Raw genomic sequence first — 20,198 nt, forward strand, 5'->3', positions numbered from 1 at the left:
GGATCTCACCGGCCGACCTCCAGCCGTACGCCCTCCCCGTGCCCCAGCCGGTGCACCGTCACCTTCGGCGCCGCCTCGGCCGCCAGCCGCACGAACTCCTCACCCGGCGCGTGGAACTCGTGCGGACGCACCGCGTCCATCCCGATCGGCCAGTACGTCCCGTAGTGCACCGGCACCGCCCAGCCCGGCGCCAGTTCGGCCAGCGCCCGCGCCGCCCGGCCCGCGTCCAGATGCCCCTCACCGAGGTTCGGCCCCCAGCCGCCCACCGGCAGCAACGCCACGTCCACCGGACCGACCTCCTCGGCCATCGCGTCGAACAGCCCGGTGTCACCCGCGAAGTAGGTGCGCGCCTCGCCCTCCACCACATAACCGAGCGCGGGGGAGCGGTGCGGGCCGAACGGCAGCCGCCGCCCGTCGTGCAGCGCGGGCACCACCCGCACCCGCAGATCCCCGAGCCGCACCTCGTCACCGGGCGCCACCTCGGTGATGTCCAGCCCCCGCAGCCGACGCAGCCCCGGCACCGCCCGCCGCGCGCCCCACGGCACCAGCAGACGGGTACCCGGCGCCAGCCCCGCCAGCGACGGCAGATGCAGATGATCGGAGTGCAGATGCGAGACCAGTACCGCGTCGGCGCGGCGGGCCCCGGCGGGCGCCGGACCACCCCGGCGGCGCCGCAGATGCGCCAGCCGCGAGGCGAACAAGGGGTCGGTCAGCACCCGGGTGTCCGAGTCCTCGATCGTGCAGGTGGCATGACCCCACCAGGTGACCTCCACCGGCACTACCCTCACCTCCGCCGCGCGACTCCCCCGAAGCCTACGGGCAGCGGTAGGGTCGGCGGCGAAACCCGGAGGTGAGGGGACGCCATGGGACCGTTACAGGGTGCCTCGGCCGGTGCGGCGACGGTACGGATCACCGCCATCGCCAGCCTGACCCCGCTGGAGGAACTGGAGACCGACCCCTTCCTGGTCGACTCCCGCAGCCAGCACGCCATGTGCGCCCGCTGGGCCGCCGAGCAGGGCTATGTCATCGCGCGCGAACTCCTCGTCGGCGGGCTGCGCTTCGACCACGGCGCGCTGTGGGACGGGATGCGGCCCGGCGTGGACGTGTTCGTCGCCCCCAGCCGACGGGTCCTGGAACGCGCGCTGTCCTCGGTGGAGGAGTTCACCGCCGAGTGCGCCCGGCGCGGGGTCCGCGTGGAGACCGTCGGCAGCGCCGAACCCGCGTACGACGCCCGGATGAAGGCGCGCGTACACCGGCGGCTCTCGATGCCGACGGCCGGGTACGACGGCAAGTAGGCCACCCCCGGCCACCCCCGGTCACGCCTGCCCCCACCTCGGCGCGTCCGACCGGTGTGACAAGGTGGGGGCAGGCTCCGTGGGGCGGGCCGGGACGTGAGGTGCGCGGGGCGTGCGGTGGCGGCGGGTTGCCGGTCAGATCGGTCGGAGCGTCACGGTGTGGGCGGTCTCCACACTCACCATGCTCGTACTCGCCGGACTTCTCCCCGACTTCCGGCTCCAGGCGCCCAACGGCGACAGCGCCACCCGGATCGCCATCACCGCCGCCTGCGGAGCCGGGGCGTTCGGCCTGCTGTCGGCGCTCGTCTGGCCGGCACTGGTGCGGATGCTGCTGCTCGTGCCCGCGCTCTTCCTCGGCCTGCTGGTCTTCTTCCTCAACGGCTCCCTGCTCCTGGTCGCCCTGCGCGTCAACCCCTCCGGGCGCGGCGAGGTGGCGCCCGAGACCGCCGTCATCGTCGCCGCCGTGATGTCCGCCGTCGCCTCTGCCACCGGAGGCGCGCTCGCCGTACGCGACGACGACGCCTACCGCCGCCGCCTGCTCCGCCTCGCCGACCGCCGCCGACGCGCCACCCTGCCCTGCGCGAGCACCCCCGGCCTGGTCTGCGTCCAGCTCGACGGCGTCGGCCACGACGTGCTCACCGCCGCCGTCCGCGACGGCCTGATGCCCACCGTGGCCCGCTGGCTCGCCGCCGACGGCATCATCCCGCCCACCCACCGCCTCACCCCCTGGCGCACCGACTGGTCCAGCCAGACCGGCGCCAGCCAACTCGGCATCCTGCACGGCAGCACCTGGGACGTCCCCGCCTTCCGCTGGTACGAGAAGGACCGCGGCGAGATCATGGTCTGCAACCGGCCCACCTCCGCCGCCGAGTTGCAGCACCGCGCCATGACCCGCACCGGCGAGGCCGGACTCCTCGCCGTCGACGGCGCCAGCCGGGGCAACTTGTTCAGCGGCGGCGCCGGTGAACAAGCCCTCGTACTCTCGATCGCCACCCGCCGCCGGGGCCGGGAGAACCGTTCCCGCGCCGGATACTTCGCCTACTTCTCCGACCCCGCCAACGCGGTACGCACCGCCCTGTCCTTCTTCGCCGAGATCGGCCGCGAGATCGGCCAGTCCACCCGCGCCCGGTTCGCCGGAGCGCACCCCCGCGTCGGCCGGGGCGGCCTCTACCCGTTCGTCCGCGCCTTCGCCACCGTCGTCGAACGGGACGTCGTCGTCGCCGCCGTGATGGGCGACCTCCTCGCCGGACGCACCGCCGTCTACGCCGACCTCGTCGCCTACGACGAGGTCGCCCACCACTCCGGACCCGACAGCCGCGACGCCCGCAAGGTCCTCAAACGCCTCGACCGCTCCCTCGCCCTGATCGAGAAGGCCGCCGAACACGCCCCACGCCCCTACCGCCTGGTCGTCCTCTCCGACCACGGCCAGAGCCCCGGCGAAACCTTCCGCTGCCGCTACGGCCTCACCCTCACCGACCTCGTCCGCGCCGGAAGCGGACTGCCCGTCCCACGCGGCGCCGGACGCACCCCCAGCGGCGCCGAGGCCCGCGCCGCCGTACGCGCCGCCCTCGGCCGGGCCGACGGCGTGGAAACCGGACCCGCCCCGCGCTCCGAACCCGTGGTGCTCGCCTCCGGCAACCTCGGCCTGGTCTCCTTCCCGGACGTCCCGCACCGGATGACCAAGGAGGAGATCGACGCCCGCCACCCGGCGCTCCTCCCCACCCTCGCCAACCATCCCGGCATCGGCTTCCTGCTGGTCCGCAGCGCCGAGCACGACGGCGTGGTCCTCGGCCCGTGCGGCACCGAGATCCCGCTCGCCGAACTGGACGAACGGCCCGGACCGCTGGCCCGCTTCGGCCCCGGCGCCGCCGACGCCGTACGCCGCGCCCACGCCTTCCCGCACACCGCCGACATCATGGTCAACTCCTGGCACGACCCGGCGACCGGCCACGTGCACGCCTTCGAGGAGCAGATCGGCTCCCACGGCGGCCTCGGCGGCGCCCAGTCCCGCCCCTTCCTGCTCTCCCCGCTCACCCTCTCCGTGCCCGAGCAGGACGGCGAGACCCTCTCCGGCGCCGAGCACGTGCACGACGTACTGCGGCGCTGGCTCGGCGAGTTGAACGGCCCCGAGGTCCCGCTCGACGTCGACCCCGAACGCCGGGCCGCCTGAGCACACGGGCCGGTCCTCACGGTGCCGTGACCTCGGATGTGATCGGATGGGGGTACGGGGGCACGAGAACCGGAGCACCGGGACACCGGAAACCGGAACACACGCGAAAGGAACCACCGTGGCTACCACGCGCACCGCACACACGGTCTGGGAAGGCGAACTGCTGTCGGGCAGCGGCACCGTCACGTTCGACTCCTCCGGCATCGGCTCCCAGCCGGTGTCGTGGCCGTCGCGCGCCGAGCAGGCGAACGGCCGCACCAGCCCCGAGGAGCTGATCGCCGCCGCGCACTCCAGCTGCTTCTCCATGGCGCTGTCGCACGGTCTGACCGGCGCGGGCACGCCCCCCACCCGGCTGGAGACCAAGGCCGACGTGACCTTCCAGCCCGGCGAGGGCATCACCGGCATCCACCTCACCGTGCGCGGCGAGGTCCCCGGCCTGGACGCGGACGGCTTCCGCGCGGCCGCCGAGGACGCCAAGAAGAACTGCCCGGTCAGCCAGGCCCTGACCGGCACCGACATCAGCCTCACGGCCGAACTGGCCTGAAGCCCGTGGCTCTTCCGGTGTCGCGTCGTCAGGGCTGACCGGCGCGGCACCGGTCACAAGCTCTCGCGGAACTCCCGCAGCAGCTTCTGGGTGCGCTGCGCGGAGGCCGCCCGCGCCGTCATGTGGTCCAGCACCTCCAGGTGCGCGGCCACCTCGTCGCGCGAGTCCAGGTAGAGCGCGCCGGTCAGATACTCGGTGAACACCATGTCCGGCAACTCCCGTTCGGCGAACCGGAACAGGGTGAAGGGCGCGTACGTCCCCGGATGCGGGCCCGCCGCGAACTCCGCGAGCTGGAGCGTGATCCGGTCCCGGTCGGCGTACTCCAGCAGCCGGTCCAACTGGTCGCGCATCACCTCGGACCGGGTGCTCACCGGCCGCCGCAGCACCGTCTCGTCCATCACGAACCACAGGTGCGGGGCGTCCTCCCGCTCCAGCAGCCGCTGCCGCTCCAGGCGCAGCGTCACATGCCGCTCCACCGTCTCCGGGCCGTGCTGCCCGATCGTCCCGGCCTCCAGCACCGCCCGCGCGTACGCCTCGGTCTGGAGCAGGCCGGGAATGAAGTGCGGCTCGTAGGAGCGGATCAGGCGGGCGGCGCCCTCCAGGCTCACGTACAGGCTGAACCAGTCCGGCAGCACGTCGTGGAAACGCTGCCACCAGTCGGGCTGGTTGGCCTCCTCGGCCAGCCGCACGAACGCGGCGGCCTCCTCCTCGCCCACCCCGTACGCGGCCAGCAGCGCCTGCACGTACGGGATCTTCAGCGCGACCTCGGCCGTCTCCATCCGCCGGATGGTCGCCGAGGCCACCCGGAGCACCCGTGCCGCCTCGTCCCGGCTCAGCCCGGTCGACTCCCGCAACTGCTGCAACCGCCTGCCGAGCACCACCTGACCCACGGTGGGAGCGGCCCGCCGCTCACTCACGCCTCACCCTCCCCTGCCCGCCGACGCATGCGGGCAGTGTGCCACGCGGAGGTCAGCCGCACACCGGGGATCAATCAGCCATCGAAGGACCGGAGTTGGCCGAGTCGGGGAGGGGCAGGGCGGAGTCGGCATGGAGAGTGAGCCGTACCGGGACGAACTCGGCCGCGTCCCCCGGAGGTTCGCCGGTGCCGGGGTTGCGGGCGTAGCGGGGGTGGGCGCCCGCACTGATCTGCCAGCGGACCCGGTGGCCCTGGGCGAAGCGGTGCGCGGTGGCGCTCATCGGCACGGTGAGCTGCCGAGGGGCGTCCGGGGATGCCGCGAACGTGCCCAGGCCGTCGCACACGTTCACCGAGCGGCCGGTGGGGTCCACGTCGCACAGGCGGGTGAAGAGGTCGGCGTGACCGGTGTCGGTGGAGACGGTCAGCAGTGCGGTGACGGGGCCGACGATGTCGAGTGGTTCGGTGAGTGGGGGGCCGGTGAACGTCACTACGTCCGTGCGGGACTCCAGCTGACGGTTGTCACGCGGCCCGGCGGCGGGGGAGAGGAGGGGGCCGCCTACGGCGGGGGTGGGGTCGGAGGGGTCGTAGCGGAAGGTGGTCAGGGGGGTGGAGTCGGTGGGGGGTTGGTGGGTGAGGTGGCCGTCTTTGGTGGGGTACCAGGAGGTGGGCTTCGAGGTGGGCGGCCATTCGGTGAGGTCGCGCCACATGTGATCTCGACCCATGTGGTCCTCACCTGTATGATGCCCGCCTGTGTGGTCCGCGCCTGTGTGGTCCGCGCCTGTGTGGTCCGCGCCTGTGTGGTCCGCGCCTGTGTGGTCCGCGCCTGTGTGGTCCGCGCCTGTGTGGTCCTCGCCTGTGTGGTGCCCACCCATGTGGTTCCGACCGGTGTGGTCCTCACCCATGTGGTGCCGACCCACGTCACCCCCACCCGTGTGCTCCCCACCCACGTGTACGCGCACCGCTGTGGGACGCAGCCCACTGGGGTCGGCGCATATGTGGGCGCGTAGCCACGCGAGGCTCTCGGCGAACACCTCGGGCCAGCCCTGCTGGAGGGCGGAGGCGTGGGTCCAGGGGCCGACGAGCAGCGCGGCCTCGCAGCCTGCCCGGCGCAGCCGCGCGTACTGCTCGAAGGTCTGGTCGGCCAGCGCGTCGTGCCATCCGGTGATCAGGCTCGTGGGCACGCGGAAGTTCTCCGACGGTGCCACCGACGCGCCCTTCCAGTAAGGGTCGTCGGCGTCCGGGTGGGCCAACACCTCGTCCAGCCAGGGCACCTCGCCGCCGAGTGCGGAGGTGTACGCCCCGCGCAGGGGCCGGGCCATGGTGACGGCGCGCAGGTGGCGCCGCAGACGCAGGGCGGCTCGCGCGAAGGCCGCCATGCCCCGGTGCTGGTGGGTCATGCCCAGGCCGGACACGAGGGCGTTCTCCAGGCGCAGCGTGCCGCCCGTGTGGAAGAGGGCGTACGGGTCGTGCAGTCCCACCTGGACGACCATCGCCTTCAGCTCAGGCGGCGGGTCCAGCGCGAGGGCCCACTGCACATAGCCCAGGTAGCTGGGGCCGACGGTGCCCAACCGTCCGTCGAACCAGGGCTGTGCGCGCAGCCAGGACACGGTGGCCAGGCCGTCGGCGGCCTCGTTGCGCCACAGGTCGAACGCGCCCCCGGAACCACCGGTGCCCCGGCAGCTCTGGAGCACCACGTGGAAGCCCTGCTCGGCGAAGAGCAGGCCGTACATCGGGGACCACGGCAGGCCCCGGCCGTAGGGCGAGCGGACCAGCAGGGTGGGGAAGTCGCCCTCGGCGCGCGGGAAGTAGTGGTCGGTGCGCAGCGGGCTGCCGTCGGCACCGGGCACCGCGAGCCCCGGCTCCCAGCCGACGTCGTACCGCTTAGCCGGAAGGCCGCGCCAGGTGGCGCGCATCAGACGTGAGGCCAGAGGTGGCTTGCGGACTGACATGGTGTTCCCCTCCTGTATTGCGTACGGTGTACGAGAATAGGGGATGCTTGGATGACCTTGGCAAGGGCGAACGGTCCACGGATCAGAAAAAGGGGTGCTGGAGCATGGCTCAGAGCGAGGGAGTCGCAGGTGTGGACCCCGGGCGGCTCTGGCTGCGCCCCGCCGAACCCCGCAGGGGCCGCAAGCCCTCCTTCAGCAGGGAAGCGATCACCGAGGCGGCCGTCGCCCTGGCGGACGCGGAGGGGCTGGACGCGGTCAGCATGCGGCGGGTCGCCACGGCGGTCGGGGCCGGGGTCATGTCGCTCTACAGCTACGCCCCCGACAAGGACACGCTGCTGGAGCTGATGGTCGACCACGTCAGCGCCGAACTGTCGAGCACCGGCCCGCTCACCGGCGACTGGCGGGCCGACCTGAAGCGCCTCGCCCACCTCCAGCGCGGCCACATGCGGCGCCACCCCTGGCTCCCCGCCGCCCTGGCGACTCACCGCACCCCCGGCCCGAACGTCCTGGTCTTCCTCGAACACGCCCTGGCCGCCCTGCGCCCCTCGGGACTCGACGGCGCCGCACGGCTGGAGATCTTCGCCCAGCTCACCGCGTTCGTCGCCGGACACGTCAGCCATGAACTCGCCGCGGCCCAGGCCGCCCGAGCCCCCGAACGCGCCGCCGCCGAGGCCCGTTACCTCGCCGCGGTCGCCCACGACGGCCGCCACCCCGAACTGGCCGAAGCCCTCTCCGGCCCCCGCCGCCCCGCCGACCCCGAAGCCACCTTCACCCGCTTCCTCGACCGCCTCGTCGACGGCCTGGACGCGCGCTGACCCGAGGCGGTGCCGAGCATCCCGGGAATGACGAACTCCCCGTGAAATCGCGGGACATGGGATCGGCGCAGGTGGGCACATGGAAGTCTGTGCTCGACTACGACAAGGAAGCCGAGTCCTACGACAACCTCCGTGGCGGCGAGCCCCGCGCCCGCGCCGCCGCAGACACCGTCCTCGGGCTGATCCCGGACCACGAAGGCCGCCTGCTGGACAACGGCTGCGGCACCGGCATCGTCACCCGCCGCCTGGCCGAGGCGCGGCCCGCGCTGCGGGTCACCGGGGTGGACCTCACGCCCGCCATGACCGACCGGGCCGCCGCCCGGCTGCCCGGCACCGTGGTGCGTGCCGACAGTCGCCGACTGCCCTTCCCCGAGGGCACGTTCGACGCCGTCACCAGCGTCTGGCTGCTGCATCTGCTGGACGACCCGGCCGACCTGCGCGCGGTGCTCGCCGAGTGCGCGCGAGTGCTCCGGCCGGGCGGCACCTACGTCACCACCGTCGACAAGGCGAAGGCGCACGACGTCGGCAGCGACATCGACGCCGTGCTCGGCCCGCGTCCCCGGCGGCCCGCCTCCGACGACCCGGCCAAGGTGGACGCGTACGCCGCCGAGGCCGGGCTCGTCCGGACCGGTCAGGCCCGCTTCACCGGCGTCGGCCAGGGCCGCAGCCCGCGCCGCACCATCAAGGACCTCCGGCGCGGCTGGTTCACCCTGCTGCCGCCCGGCGAGCCCCGTACCGAGGAGTTCGCCACCCGGCTGGCCCGTCTGCCCGACCAGGACCGCCCCCGCGCCGACCCCGTCTTCACCCTTCACGCCTACAGGCGCTCCGGGTAGGGGTGTTGTCCGGCCACATGTGCGGCGGCCACACCTCCGGGCGCCGGTTCAGCGCTGCGGCCACTATGGGGCGGGACGACACCAGTACGTCGGCCAGATAGCGCGACCGGCTCACACCCAGCGCCCGCAGCGCCCGCAGGGCCGGCCCGTGGTCCGCGACGACGACCAGGCCCGCTCCGGCCAGCAGCCCCCGCCACGCCACGCGCTTGCCGTATCGGCAACAGAGCTTGCCGCCGGACACCGCCCCGTCGCACGCTGGGCGCAGCCGGAGCAGAGCCGGGCAGGACCGGAGCAGAGCCGGGGAAGAGAGGCTGACCAGCATGGCGCACGACCACCAGCACGCACCCGCCGGACACGGACACGGGCACGCGCACGACACCGACATCGACTGGGCCGAGATGGGCCCGGTGCTGGAGTCCCAGGCGGAGCTGCTCGCCCCGCTGTACCGGGAGTCGATGCGCTGGCTCGCCGAGGAGACCCCCGAGCCGGGGCTGATCGTGGACGCGGGCAGCGGACCGGGCGTCGTCGCCTGCCTGTTCGCCGAGGAGTTCCCCGGCGCCCGGGTCACCGCCGTCGACGGCAGCGGACCCCTGCTGGAACGCGCCCGCGACCGCGCCGCCCGAGTCGGCGTGGACGGCCGCTTCTCCACTGTCACCGGCGAACTCCCGGCCGCACTCGACGAGTTGGAGTTCCCGGCCGACCTGCTGTGGGCCAGCCGCAGCCTGCACCACCTCGGCGACCAGCGGGCCGGGCTCGCCGCGTTCGCGGAGCGGCTCGCCCCCGGCGGCACCCTCGCGCTCCTTGAAGGCGGACTCCCCGCCCGCTACCTCCCCCGCGACATCGGCATCGGCCGCCCCGGCCTGCAGTCCCGGCTCAACGCGGCCGAGGAGGAGTGGTTCAGCCGGATGCGCGCCGAGCTGCCCGGCGCGGTCGCCGAGCCCGAGGACTGGCCCGCCCTGCTCACCTCGGCCGGCCTGAAGCCCACCCGGACGCGTACCTTCCTGCTGGACCTGCCCGCCCCCGCCGACGAGGCCGCCCGCGACTACGCCGCCGCCTACTTCACCCGGCTGCGCGACGGCCTGGGCGAAGACTCCCTGGACGCCGACGACCGTGCCACCGTGGACCGACTCCTCGACCGCGCCGACCCGGAGAGCTTGTACCACCGGTTGGACCTGTTCGTGCTGGACGCGTACACCGTCTACACGGCCGTGCGCCCCCGCTGAATCAGTTCTCGGCGAGGAACTGCCGGGCCAGCCGGTCCCCGAGCGTGACCGCGGCACCGTGGCTCTCGATCGGGGAGACCCGCGAGTCCTTGAACAGGAGGTACGTCACCCCGGACTCGGCGCCCCCGGTCGCCGGGTCCGGGTCGATGCCCAGGGCCTCGGCGGTGGCGTACGACGCCTCCCCGATGATCTCCTTAGGGCCGGTGTCCCCGACGACCGCGTACTCCACCTGGTCGCCATGGATGACGGCGACCACACCGCCACCCCCGATCCCGGCCGCCGTGTGGTCCCACCGGTCGCTCTTGCCGGGCACCACCACGTACGGCAGCGTGTCGGCACGCAGGGGCTTGCCGTCGGACTGGTGGAAAGCAGTGTCATCCTGGTACCAGGGGTCGCGATCCTCGTTGCAGTGCGTCGTGCGCTGCCCGTCGCAGTCCACGTCCAGGTCCGCCTTCCAGAACACCGCGCCCTTCAGCCCGCACACCGGTACGGTCGCGGCGCTCTCCGCGTCGGTGCGGTACAGGCCGTCGGAGAGCCGTTCGCACGACTTCAGCTTCGCCAGCAGGTCGGCCGCGGCGACCGTGCCCTCCCGCGCCCGCCTCGGCGCGTCGCCATAGGCGGCGGCCAGGGCCGTGGCGCAGAGCAGGACGGTCCCGGCGGCGGTGGCGAGACCCAGTGGACGAAGACGCACGGCGCGGAGCCCTTCGGTCGGCGAAGCTCGGCGTAGCGCACAGGGCCGCCCGCCCCCTTGTGCGGGGACGAGCGACCCTGTGGCGTACGGGTGTCAGACCATGTCGAACGTGGCCGGGTCGGGACCCAGCCGCTTGTCCTCGTTCAGCGCGCTGATGGCGGCGAGGTCCTCGTCGTCCAGGCTGAAGTCGAACACCTCGATGTTCTCCTTGATCCGCGACGGAGTCACGGACTTCGGGATGACGATGTTGCCGAGCTGGATGTGCCAGCGCAGCACGACCTGCGCCGGCGTACGCCCGTGCTTCTGGGCGATGGCCACGATCGCCGGGACCTCCAGCAGGCCCTTGCCCTGGCCGAGCGGCGACCACGCCTCGGTCGCGATGCCCTGCTCGGCGTTGAACTCCCGCGCCGCACGCTGCTGGAGCTGCGGGTGCAGCTCGATCTGGTCCACCGCGGGGACGATCGACGTCTCCGAGATCAGCCGCTGAAGGTGCTCGGGAAGGAAGTTGGACACGCCGATCGCGCGGACACGGCCGTCGGAGTACAGCTTCTCGAACGCCTTGTAGGTGTCGAGATAGTTGTCCCGCGCGGGCAGCGGCCAGTGGATCAGATAGAGGTCGAGGTAGTCGAGACCGAGCTTCTCCATCGACGTGTCGAAGGCACGCAGGGTGGAGTCGTACCCCTGGTCGGTGTTCCAGAGCTTGGTGGTGACGAAGAGGTCCTCGCGGGGCAGGCCGGACGCCGCGATGGCCTTGCCGGTGCCCTCTTCGTTGCCGTAGATCGCCGCTGTGTCGATGCTGCGGTACCCGGTCTCCAGCGCCGTGGCGACCGCGCGCTCCGCCTCGTCGTCCGGAACCTGCCAGACGCCATAGCCGAGCTGGGGCATCTCGACGCCGTTGTTGAGGATGATCGGGGGGACCTTGCTGCTCACGAGCTCATGATCCTTCGGTTGTGGACAGGTGGTACACCCATCGTCAACGATCACGCGCCGGTATGCATTCCTGACCGGCCGATCAAGAGCTGTAGAGGGCCTCCACCTCACGCTCGTACGCCTTCTCGATCGCCTTGCGCTTCAGCTTCAGCGACGGCGTCAGCAGGCCGTGCTCCTCGGTGAACGGCTGCGCGAGGACACGGAAGGTGCGGATCGACTCGGCCTGCGAGACCAGCGTGTTCGCCGCGACCACCGCCCGCCGCACCTCCGTCTCCAGATCGGCGTCCCGCACGAGTTCCGTCGGGGTCGGCCGGGGCTTGCCGCGCATCTGGAGCCAGTGGTCGACCGCGTCCTGGTCCAGGGTGACCAGCGCCGCGATGTACGGGCGGTCGTTGCCGACGACGATGCACTGGCTGACCAGCGGATGGTCCCGCACCCGCTCCTCCAGCACACCGGGGGAGACGCTCTTGCCGCCGGAGGTCACCAGGATCTCCTTCTTGCGGCCGGTGATCGTCAGATAGCCGTCCGCGTCCAGCGACCCCAGGTCACCGGTGGCCAGCCAGCCGTCGTGCAGGGTCTCGTCGGTCGCCTTGGGGTTGTTCAGATACCCCTGGAAGACGTTCCCGCCGTGCAGCCAGACCTCGCCGTCGTCGGCGACATGCACCGTCACCCCGGGCACGGCCTGGCCGACGGTGCCGTAACGGGTGTGCTCGGGCGGATTGGCGGTCGCGGCGGCCGTCGACTCGGTCAGGCCGTAGCCCTCGTAGATCTGCACGCCCGCGCCCGCGAAGAACAGGCCGAGACGGCGGTCCATCGCGGAGCCGCCCGACATCGCGTTGCGGATACGGCCGCCCATCGCCGCGCGGACCTTGGCGTACACCAGCTTGTCGAAGAGCTGGTGCTGCATCCTCAGGCCCGCCGACGGTCCCGGTCCGAGGCCCCACGCCTTGGCCTCCAGCGCGTCGGCGTACTTCACGGCCACGTCGACCGCCTTCTCGAAGGGCGTCGCCTTTCCCTCCTTCTCCGCCTTGCGCCGCGCCGAGTTGAACACCTTCTCGAAGATGTACGGCACCGCCAGGATGAACGTCGGCCGGAACGCGGCCAGGTCGGGCAGCAGGGCGGACGCGTGCAGCTGCGGCTGGTGCCCGAAGCGGACCCGGCCCCTGAGCGCGGCGACCTCCACCATGCGGCCGAAGACGTGCGCCAGCGGCAGGAACAGCAGCGTGGACGCCTGGTCGCCCTTCTTGGAGTGGAACACCGACTCCCAGCGGCGGATCACGGTGTCCGCCTCGAACATGAAGTTCCCGTGCGAGAGGACACAGCCCTTGGGGCGGCCCGTGGTGCCCGAGGTGTAGATGATGGTGGCGGTCGAGTCCGGGGTGACCGCCTTGCGGTGCCGGTGCACCACCTCGTCGTCCAGGTGCGCGCCCGCGTCGTACAGCTCCCGCACACAGTTCGCGTCGAGCTGCCAGAGCTGGCGCAGCCGGGGGAGACGGCCGATGACCGTGGCGATCGTCATCGCGTGGTCCTCGTGCTCCACCACGGCGGAGGTGACCTCGGCGTCGTGCAGCATCCAGAAACACTGCTCGGCGGAGGAGGTCGGGTAGATCGGCACCACCTGGGCACCGATGGTCCACAGCGCGAAGTCGAACAGGGTCCACTCGTAGCGGGTGCGGGACATGATGGCGACCCGGTCGCCGAAGCGGACGCCCTGGGCGAGCAGACCCTTGGCGAGGGCGACGACCTCGTCACGGAACTCGGCGGCGGTCACATCCCGCCACTGCCCCCGATCGTCCTTGCGGCCGAGGGCGATGTGCAGCGGGTCGGTGCGCGCGTTGTCGAAGACGGCGTCGGCCAGCCCACCCACCGGCGGCTCCGACTCCATCTCCGTCACAGGGTTGGTGAACTCGCGCAAACCTCGCTCCCCCCTTGCTCGCTCTTCCTCGCTCCACCGTCACGCCCCCGCGACGCTCCGCACAGCGCCGTGAAAGCTACCCCACCGAATGGCCGGATGGGAGGGGTCCGGAAACCGGCCAAACCTCACGTACCTCACGGACACCACCCGGAAAATCCCCCCACATGCGGAAGGGCCGGACACGATACTGACGGGTCGGTACGTACCCCGGTCGTAATCTCCACCGAATCTGTACGGGCCGGTCACGGGGCGGGGCGTGGCGCGGAGGGGGCGGGGACACTGTCGGCCACTGCCACCGGGGTGTTGGGAGAATATGCGCCAGTCGGCAGGGGAGAGACGATGTTCAGGCACGCGCGGCGGTATCGGGAACTGGGTGCCGTCGGAGACGGCGTGCCCTCACTTCGGGATGCGGCGCGTGCGGTCGGGGAGGGCGACGAGGGGCGGGTGCTCGCCTATCTCGATGCCTGCCCGGAGATCTACACCACCATGGGTGCCGAGCGGGACGCCATCGCCGACGATGTGTGGATCACGGGCGCCGGGTCGCTGATCACCGACGGCACCTGGGTGTGGCCGATCGAGCTGGCCCACTATGTGCGCCGGCACCATGTGGCGTTGCCCCATGGGCTCGTCGCCCATATTCGGGCGCGGAACTACGTGTGTCCCGAAGTCTCCTCGGACCGGGCGCGGGCCATCTTCGAGGAGTACTTCGCGGAGAGCCGCCGGGCCGCAACCGAGACGGCGCGAAATGTCTTCCTCTGGCGCCGTCCGGCGCTCACCCGGCACGCGGCGCAGGAATTGGTCAGCGCCTTGTCGGAAGCCGGTATCTTGGTCACGCCCCCGCTCCTGGACCGCTTGACCGGCTTCCGCGACACCTCCGCCGGGAAGCGGGAACCCTTGATGGGCGGCGCCGAAACCCTCCTGAGCATGCTGGCCGACGCCGACTACCAGAACATCGAGTTGCGCTGCTTCATGGGGTCTTACGACACACTGACCATGGAGGTGCGGCGCGTCGGCGACACCGACCAGCGGCTCACCTTCCACGTCGGGGATGTCTCGGCACCTTGGCGGGAGGAAGCCGTCGCCGCCCTGACCCGAGTCCGGGACCGCGACCGCCGCCGCCCCTCCTGACCCCCTCAGCCGCTCTGCCGCCGAAGCCGCTCCCCGCCCGCCAGGATCGCCGCGGCCAGCGCGTCCGCCGCGTCCTGGGTCGCGCCCCTGGACCGGGCGTGGGTCAGCGCGAAGTCGATACGGCCCAGGTCAGGCAGGCCCGCCCGGTCCGGCACCCGGACCAGCCCCGGTGGGATCAGCCGACGGGAGTGGGCCATCACGCCGAGGCCCGCGCGGGCGGCCGCGACGAGGCCGTTGAGGCTGCCGCTCGTGCAGACGATGCGCCAGGGACGGCCCGCAGCCTCCAGTGCCTCCAGGGCGCGCGCCCGGGTGACGCCCGGCGGGGGATAGACGATCAGCGGGACCGGGCGGTCCGGGTCCAGCCGGAGGCGTTCCGCGCCGATCCACACCAGGTCGTCTCGCCAGACCAGGCGCCCGCGCGGGTCCTCAGGGCGCCGCTTGGCCAGCACCAGGTCGAGCTTGCCCTCGGCCAGCCGCTCGTGCAGGGTGCCGGACAGCTCCACCGTCAGTTCGAGGTCGACCTCGGGGTGGTCGTACCGGAAGCCCTCCAGGATCTCCGGCAGCCGGGTCAGGACGAAGTCCTCCGACGCGCCGAACCGCAGTCGGCCCCGCACCCGCGTCCCGGAGAAGTAGGCCGCCGCCTGCTCCTGCACCTCCAGCAGCCGCCGCGCGAAGCCGAGCATCGCCTCGCCGTCCCCGGTCAGCTCCACCGAGTGGGTGTCCCGCGCGAACAGCTGCCGCCCGGCCGCCTCCTCCAGCCTGCGCACATGCTGGCTCACCGTCGACTGCCGCAGCCCCAGCCGCCGCGCGGCCTGCGTGAAGCTCAACGTCTGCGCCACCGCGAGGAACGTACGCAGCTGTGTGGGGTCGTACATGACCGCAGCCTAGCCGTGGTCATCACGGATCACGATCGCAGTCAGAGCGGTATGCCGGATTCCGCGATCGGCGTCGACCAGGCACGATGGAGATCGTCCGCCCCCACCGACACGCTACGGAGCCCTGTGAAACGCCGGCTGCCCATCGACCCGTACATCGCGCTGCTCCTCGGCACGGTGGGCCTGGCCGCGCTGCTGCCCGCGCGGGGCGTCGCCGCCGACGTGGCCTCCGGGGCCTCCACGGCCGCCATCGCCTTCCTGTTCTTCCTCTACGGCGCCCGCCTCTCCACCCGCGAGGCGATGGACGGGCTGCGCCACTGGCGGCTCCACCTCACCGTGCTGGCCTGCACCTTCGTCGTCTTGCCGCTCCTCGGGCTGGCCGCGCGCGGACTGGTACCGGCACTGCTGACCCAGCCGCTCTACCAGGGTCTGCTGTTCCTCACCCTGGTTCCGTCGACCATCCAGTCCTCCATCGCCTTCACCTCCATCGCGCGCGGCAACGTCCCCGCCGCCATCTGCGCGGGCTCCTTCTCCTCCCTCGTCGGCATCCTCGTCACCCCGCTGCTCGCCTCCGTACTGCTCGGCAACTCGGGCGGTGGCTTCTCCGTCGACTCGCTGCTGAAGATCGTGCTGCAGCTGCTGGTGCCGTTCCTCGCCGGGCAGCTCCTGCGGCGCTGGATCGGCGGCTTCGTCGCCCGGCACAAGAAGGTGCTCGGGCTGGTCGACCGTGGCTCGATCCTGCTGGTCGTCTACACCGCGTTCAGCGAGGGCATGGCCCAGGGCATCTGGCACCAGGTGAGCGTCCCGCGGCTCGGCGCGCTGCTCCTCGTGGAGGCGGTCCTGCTCGCCGTGATGCTCGCGCTGACCTGGTACGGCGCGCGGGCCCTCGGCTTCGGCCGCGCCGACCGCGTCGCCATCCAGTTCGCCGGGTCGAAGAAGTCCCTCGCCTCCGGACTCCCCATGGCCAGCGTCCTGTTCGGTGCCCACGCCTCCCTCGCCGTGCTGCCGCTGATGCTCTTCCACCAGATGCAGCTCATGGTCTGCGCGGTCATCGCCAAACGCCGCGCCCACGACCCCGAGGAGCCCCCGGCCCCGGCCGCCCAGGTACCCCGCCCACGCGTCCGGCCGGACGGTCGCGACGCCCCGTAGACGGCCGAACGCGTCTCGTTCACGGACCCGTTGACCGGGATTTCCAGCACGGACAGCCCACGAAGGCTAACGTTCCGTCATGACCGCAGCCCCCGTACTCGACCCCCGCCGCACCGCCCTCGTCCTCGTCGACCTCATGGACCGCCTCGTCGCGCTGCCGCTGGAACCCCGCAAGGGCGCCGAAGTGCTCGCCGCCGGGGAGGAGTTGGCGAAGCGCTTCCGTGCCGAGGGCGCGCTCGTCGTACTCGTCCGGGTCGAACGGCCCACCGTCGCCGAACAGCCACCCGGCAGCGGTCTCGTCGCCGGACTCGCGCACGACGGGGACCTGGAGGTGGTCAAGCGGACCATCGGCGCGTTCCAGGGCACGGAGCTGGACGAGCGGCTGCGCGCCCACGGCGTCGACACCCTGGTGTTCGGCGGCATCGCCACCAACCTGGGCGTCGAGTCCACCGCCCGCGCCGCCGCCGACCTCGGATACGGACTGGTCTTCGTGGAGGACGCGATGGCCGCGTTCACGGCCGCCGAGCACGACGCTTCGGTACGGCTGGACTTCCCCAGGCTGGGCACCGTCACCACCGTCGGACGGCTGGGCTTCGGGGCGGCTGACCAGGACTGAGACCGGACCCTTCCGGCCACCTGGACGGCCCCCGCCGACCGCCCGACGCACGGAGCCGACCGTTCACCGCAACGCCCCGCGCCCCACCTTCTCAACCCACCCGCCCCGACCTACCGTCCGGCTCCATGAGCAGCCCCCCTGTCGCGCCCCCGGGCTGGAGCCGCTGGCTAGTACCGCCCGCCGCGCTCTCCGTCCACCTCTCCATCGGCCAGGCGTACGCCTGGAGCGTGTTCAAGCCACCCCTGGAATCCGCGCTGCACCTGGACGGCACCCAGAGCGCGCTGCCGTTCCAGCTGGCGATCGTGATGCTCGGTCTTTCGGCCGCGTTCGGCGGCACCCTGGTCGAGCGCAATGGCCCGCGCTGGGCGATGACCGTGGCCCTGGTCTGCTTCTCCTCCGGGTTCCTGATCTCCGCCCTCGGCGCGCAGACCCAGCAGTACTGGCTGATCGTCCTCGGCTACGGTTTCGTCGGCGGCATCGGCCTCGGCATCGGCTACATCTCGCCCGTCTCCACCCTGATGAAGTGGTTCCCGGACCGGCCCGGCATGGCCACCGGCATCGCCATCATGGGCTTCGGTGGCGGCGCCCTGATCGCCTCGCCCTGGTCGGCCCAGATGCTGGACTCCTTCGGCACGGACCACTCCGGGATCGCGCTGGCCTTCCTCGTGCACGGTCTCGCGTACGCCGTGTTCATGACGCTCGGGGTCCTGCTGGTCCGGGTACCGCGACCGGCCGAGCGCGCGGAGAGCGGCCCGAGCGTGGTCCAGGGCGTCCAGGTCTCGGCCCGCAGCGCGCTGCGCACCCCGCAGTTCTGGTGCCTGTGGGTCGTGCTGTGCACCAATGTCACGGCCGGGATCGGCATCCTGGAGAAGGCCGCCCCGATGATCACGGACTTCTTCGCGGACAGCTCCACCCCGGTGTCCGTCTCGGCGGCGGCCGGTTTCGTCGCGCTGCTGTCGGCGGCCAACATGGCCGGCCGGATCGGCTGGTCCTCGACCTCCGACCTCATCGGCCGCAAGAACATCTACCGCGTCTACCTGGGCGTCGGCGCGCTGACCTACCTGGTCCTCGCCCTGTTCGGCGACACCTCCAAGCCGCTGTTCGTGCTGTGCGCGCTGGTCGTCCTCTCCTTCTACGGCGGCGGCTTCGCCACGGTCCCCGCCTATCTGAAGGACCTCTTCGGCACGTACCAGGTCGGCGCCATCCACGGCCGCCTGCTCACCGCCTGGTCCACCGCGGGCGTACTCGGCCCGCTGATCGTCAACTGGATCGCCGACCGCCAGGAGGCCGCGGGCAAGCACGGACCGGCGCTGTACGGCCTCTCCTTCTCGATCATGATCGGCCTGCTCCTCGTCGGCTTCGTCGCCAACGAACTCGTCCGCCCCGTCCACGCCCGCCACCACGTCCCCGCCGCCCCGAAGGAGGCCCCCGATGCCCAGCGAGAGCAGCCCGCCTGACCGGCGCGCCCTGATCGCCCTCTCCTGGCTCTGGGTGGGCGCACCGCTCGCCTACGGGCTGTACGAACTGGTGCGGAAGGCGACGCAGCTGTTCACGGGGTGAGACCACCGGTGCCCGGCCGCGCGCCGGGCACCGCCCGTACGAGCGAAACGCCGAGCGTGTGAGCGGAATTCAGACGTACGAGGGTCTGCGTGAAGCCGACAACTGGGATGCCCGATTCCTGTGGCTTCACGTACCCCCGTACCCGTGAGTCACTGCGCACACTGGAGGGTCCCGCCACCCACGGCAGCAACGAGGGGACCCCGACATGCACGGCTCGCGTATCGCCGCGATCGGCCACTACCAGCCCGCCAGGGTGCTCACCAACGAGGACCTGGCGCGGATGGTCGACACCAGCGACGAGTGGATCACCAGCCGGGTCGGCATCCACACCCGGCACATCGCGGGCCCCGACGAGCCGGTGGACGAGCTGGCCGCCCACGCCGCCGCCAAGGCCCTGGCCACCGCGGGGCTGGCCCCCGGCGACATCGACCTGGTGCTGGTCGCCACCTCCACGGCGATCGACCGCTCCCCGAACACCGCCGCCCGCGTCGCGGCCCGCCTCGGCATCCCCGAGCCCGCCGCGATGGACGTGAACGTGGTCTGCGCCGGGTTCACCCACGCCCTGGCCACCGCCGACCACACCGTCCGGGCGGGCGCCGCGACCCGCGCGCTGGTGATCGGCGCGGACAAGATGTCCGAGGTCACCGACTGGACCGACCGCACCACCTGCGTCCTGGTCGGCGACGGCGCGGGCGCGGCCGTGGTCGAGGCGTGCGCACCGGGGGAGCAGGCGGGGATCGGGCCGGTGCTGTGGGGTTCGGTGCCGGAGATGGGCAACGCGGTACGGATCGAGGGCACGCCGCCGAGGTTCGCGCAGGAGGGGCAGAGCGTGTACCGCTGGGCCACCACCCAGCTGCCGCCCATCGCCCGCCGGGCCTGCGAGAAGGCGGGCATCGCCCCGGCCGACCTCGCCGCGGTCGTCCTCCACCAGGCCAACCTGCGGATCATCGAACCCCTCGCGCAGAAGATCGGCGCGGTGAACGCGGTCGTCGCCCGCGATGTCACCGAGTCCGGCAACACCTCCGCCGCGAGCATCCCCCTCGCCCTGTCCAAGCTGATCGAACAGGGCAAGGTCCGAACCGGCGACCCGGCCCTCCTCTTCGGCTTCGGCGGCAACCTGTCGTACGCGGGCCAGGTGATCCGCTGCCCCTGACCCGGGGGGTGGCCGAGGGCACAGATACGCAGGTGAAAGGCGCTCCGAAACCTTGGTATTGTTGTCCATGTCGCCGCGGGGAACACCCCCGGCCAGGTGACAGACACCTTGTCCGGGTGGCGGAATGGCAGACGCGCTAGCTTGAGGTGCTAGTGCCCTTTATCGGGCGTGGGGGTTCAAGTCCCCCCTCGGACACCACGTGGGGACATCGCGAGATCGTCCCGAAGCGTTCATGAAATACCGGTCGAGTCATGTGGCTCACCGGTATTTCGTCGTTTCTGCGGCCTTCAGGCCTCGTGATCGGCTCGGTGAGGGGGTGAGGCGGTGGCGGTCCAGGTACTGCGCCGCTCACCTGCGGAAACAGGACATGCCTGCGCGACGGCTGGTAGCCGTGGCGCAGGCATGTGGGGTTTTCAGGGGGCGGAGCGCGGCGGAG

20 protein-coding genes and 1 tRNA gene are annotated in these 20,198 nt (G+C 72.1%); 13 read left to right on the forward strand and 8 right to left on the reverse strand.

Translation table 11 applies throughout. The features are described 5' to 3' along the window. Positions 1-5 precede the first annotated feature (5 nt). On the reverse strand, positions 6-779 hold the full coding sequence (locus ACIPPM_RS02800; RefSeq protein WP_401442222.1) for an MBL fold metallo-hydrolase: 774 nt from the start codon (positions 777-779) through the stop codon (positions 6-8). 84 nt (positions 780-863) lie between these two features. On the opposite strand from ACIPPM_RS02800, the gene ACIPPM_RS02805 reads away from it, so the two are divergent. From ACIPPM_RS02805 to ACIPPM_RS02815, 3 genes are all read left to right on the forward strand, one after another. Next, on the forward strand, positions 864-1,295 hold the full coding sequence (locus ACIPPM_RS02805; protein WP_401442224.1) for a hypothetical protein: 432 nt from the start codon (positions 864-866) through the stop codon (positions 1,293-1,295). Positions 1,296-1,407: 112 nt separating this feature from the next. After that, positions 1,408-3,465, forward strand: a complete 2,058-nt coding sequence (locus ACIPPM_RS02810; protein ID WP_401442225.1) for a phage holin family protein — start codon at positions 1,408-1,410, stop codon at positions 3,463-3,465. Between the two features lie 118 nt (positions 3,466-3,583). Continuing rightward, positions 3,584-4,009 carry an OsmC family protein gene (locus ACIPPM_RS02815; RefSeq protein ID WP_030809452.1) on the forward strand — a complete coding sequence of 142 codons (426 nt, stop codon included), beginning with the start codon at positions 3,584-3,586 and terminating at the stop codon, positions 4,007-4,009. Positions 4,010-4,062: 53 nt separating this feature from the next. Here ACIPPM_RS02815 and ACIPPM_RS02820 read toward each other — a convergent pair whose 3' ends face one another. Beyond that, positions 4,063-4,926: a helix-turn-helix domain-containing protein gene (locus ACIPPM_RS02820; protein WP_401442227.1), complete on the reverse strand. Its 864-nt coding sequence runs from the start codon at positions 4,924-4,926 to the stop codon at positions 4,063-4,065. A gap of 70 nt (positions 4,927-4,996) precedes the next feature. After that, a complete protein-coding gene (locus ACIPPM_RS02825; RefSeq protein ID WP_401444151.1) occupies positions 4,997-6,838 on the reverse strand; it encodes a CocE/NonD family hydrolase in 1,842 nt (613 codons plus the stop codon). Between the two features lie 140 nt (positions 6,839-6,978). Between ACIPPM_RS02825 and ACIPPM_RS02830 the strand changes: the two genes are divergently transcribed. Both ACIPPM_RS02830 and ACIPPM_RS02835 read left to right on the forward strand, forming a co-directional pair. Continuing rightward, positions 6,979-7,689, forward strand: a complete 711-nt coding sequence (locus ACIPPM_RS02830; RefSeq protein ID WP_401442228.1) for a TetR/AcrR family transcriptional regulator — start codon at positions 6,979-6,981, stop codon at positions 7,687-7,689. An 89-nt stretch (positions 7,690-7,778) separates the two neighbouring features. Further along, complete coding sequence (locus ACIPPM_RS02835; protein WP_401442230.1) at positions 7,779-8,522, forward strand: class I SAM-dependent methyltransferase; 744 nt, start codon at positions 7,779-7,781, stop codon at positions 8,520-8,522. Here the strand turns inward: ACIPPM_RS02835 and ACIPPM_RS02840 are convergent. Then, the gene (locus tag ACIPPM_RS02840) at positions 8,491-8,844 is read right to left on the reverse strand and encodes a hypothetical protein (RefSeq protein WP_401442232.1); all 354 of its coding nucleotides are present in this window, start codon (positions 8,842-8,844) and stop codon (positions 8,491-8,493) included. The two genes, ACIPPM_RS02835 and ACIPPM_RS02840, sit on opposite strands and share 32 nt — an antisense overlap. Between ACIPPM_RS02840 and ACIPPM_RS02845 the strand changes: the two genes are divergently transcribed. After that, the gene (locus tag ACIPPM_RS02845) at positions 8,843-9,745 is read left to right on the forward strand and encodes a class I SAM-dependent methyltransferase (RefSeq protein ID WP_401442233.1); all 903 of its coding nucleotides are present in this window, start codon (positions 8,843-8,845) and stop codon (positions 9,743-9,745) included. The two genes, ACIPPM_RS02840 and ACIPPM_RS02845, sit on opposite strands and share 2 nt — an antisense overlap. Before the next feature lies 1 nt (position 9,746). Here the strand turns inward: ACIPPM_RS02845 and ACIPPM_RS02850 are convergent, their stop codons facing one another. The 3 genes from ACIPPM_RS02850 to ACIPPM_RS02860 all read right to left on the reverse strand — a co-directional run bounded on the left by ACIPPM_RS02850 (position 9,747) and on the right by ACIPPM_RS02860 (position 13,281). After that, positions 9,747-10,436, reverse strand: a complete 690-nt coding sequence (locus tag ACIPPM_RS02850; protein ID WP_401442234.1) for a glycoside hydrolase family 75 protein — start codon at positions 10,434-10,436, stop codon at positions 9,747-9,749. A gap of 93 nt (positions 10,437-10,529) precedes the next feature. Next, positions 10,530-11,366: an aldo/keto reductase gene (locus ACIPPM_RS02855; protein WP_401442235.1), complete on the reverse strand. Its 837-nt coding sequence runs from the start codon at positions 11,364-11,366 to the stop codon at positions 10,530-10,532. Between the two features lie 82 nt (positions 11,367-11,448). Beyond that, entirely contained in the window at positions 11,449-13,281 is a 1,833-nt protein-coding gene (locus tag ACIPPM_RS02860) for an AMP-dependent synthetase/ligase (RefSeq protein ID WP_401442236.1), read from the reverse strand. A gap of 390 nt (positions 13,282-13,671) precedes the next feature. On the opposite strand from ACIPPM_RS02860, the gene ACIPPM_RS02865 reads away from it, so the two are divergent. Further along, positions 13,672-14,409 (forward strand): hypothetical protein, encoded by a 738-nt coding sequence (locus tag ACIPPM_RS02865; RefSeq protein WP_401442237.1) that lies wholly within the window; start codon positions 13,672-13,674, stop codon positions 14,407-14,409. Positions 14,410-14,414: 5 nt separating this feature from the next. Here the strand turns inward: ACIPPM_RS02865 and ACIPPM_RS02870 are convergent, their stop codons facing one another. After that, positions 14,415-15,284 carry a LysR family transcriptional regulator gene (locus tag ACIPPM_RS02870; RefSeq protein ID WP_401442239.1) on the reverse strand — a complete coding sequence of 290 codons (870 nt, stop codon included), beginning with the start codon at positions 15,282-15,284 and terminating at the stop codon, positions 14,415-14,417. A gap of 138 nt (positions 15,285-15,422) precedes the next feature. On the opposite strand from ACIPPM_RS02870, the gene ACIPPM_RS02875 reads away from it, so the two are divergent. The 6 genes from ACIPPM_RS02875 (at position 15,423) to ACIPPM_RS02900 (ending at position 19,960) form a co-directional block, all read left to right on the forward strand. Further along, positions 15,423-16,433, forward strand: coding sequence for a bile acid:sodium symporter family protein (locus tag ACIPPM_RS02875; protein ID WP_401444154.1), 1,011 nt, complete (start codon positions 15,423-15,425; stop codon positions 16,431-16,433). Positions 16,434-16,512: 79 nt separating this feature from the next. Next, complete coding sequence (locus tag ACIPPM_RS02880; RefSeq protein WP_401442240.1) at positions 16,513-17,049, forward strand: isochorismatase family protein; 537 nt, start codon at positions 16,513-16,515, stop codon at positions 17,047-17,049. 125 nt (positions 17,050-17,174) lie between these two features. After that, positions 17,175-18,506, forward strand: coding sequence for an OFA family MFS transporter (locus ACIPPM_RS02885; protein ID WP_401442241.1), 1,332 nt, complete (start codon positions 17,175-17,177; stop codon positions 18,504-18,506). Beyond that, a complete protein-coding gene (locus ACIPPM_RS02890; protein ID WP_267881266.1) occupies positions 18,481-18,609 on the forward strand; it encodes a hypothetical protein in 129 nt (42 codons plus the stop codon). The genes ACIPPM_RS02885 and ACIPPM_RS02890 overlap by 26 nt, the downstream gene beginning before the upstream one ends. 205 nt (positions 18,610-18,814) lie before the next feature. Further along, positions 18,815-19,762, forward strand: coding sequence for a beta-ketoacyl-ACP synthase III (locus ACIPPM_RS02895; protein WP_393591888.1), 948 nt, complete (start codon positions 18,815-18,817; stop codon positions 19,760-19,762). Positions 19,763-19,872: 110 nt separating this feature from the next. After that, positions 19,873-19,960 (forward strand) — tRNA-Leu (locus tag ACIPPM_RS02900). The last annotated feature ends 238 nt before the right edge of the window (positions 19,961-20,198 follow it).

The sequence above is a fragment of the Streptomyces sp. NPDC090119 genome, assembly GCF_044747085.1.
GTDB lineage: Bacteria > Actinomycetota > Actinomycetes > Streptomycetales > Streptomycetaceae > Streptomyces.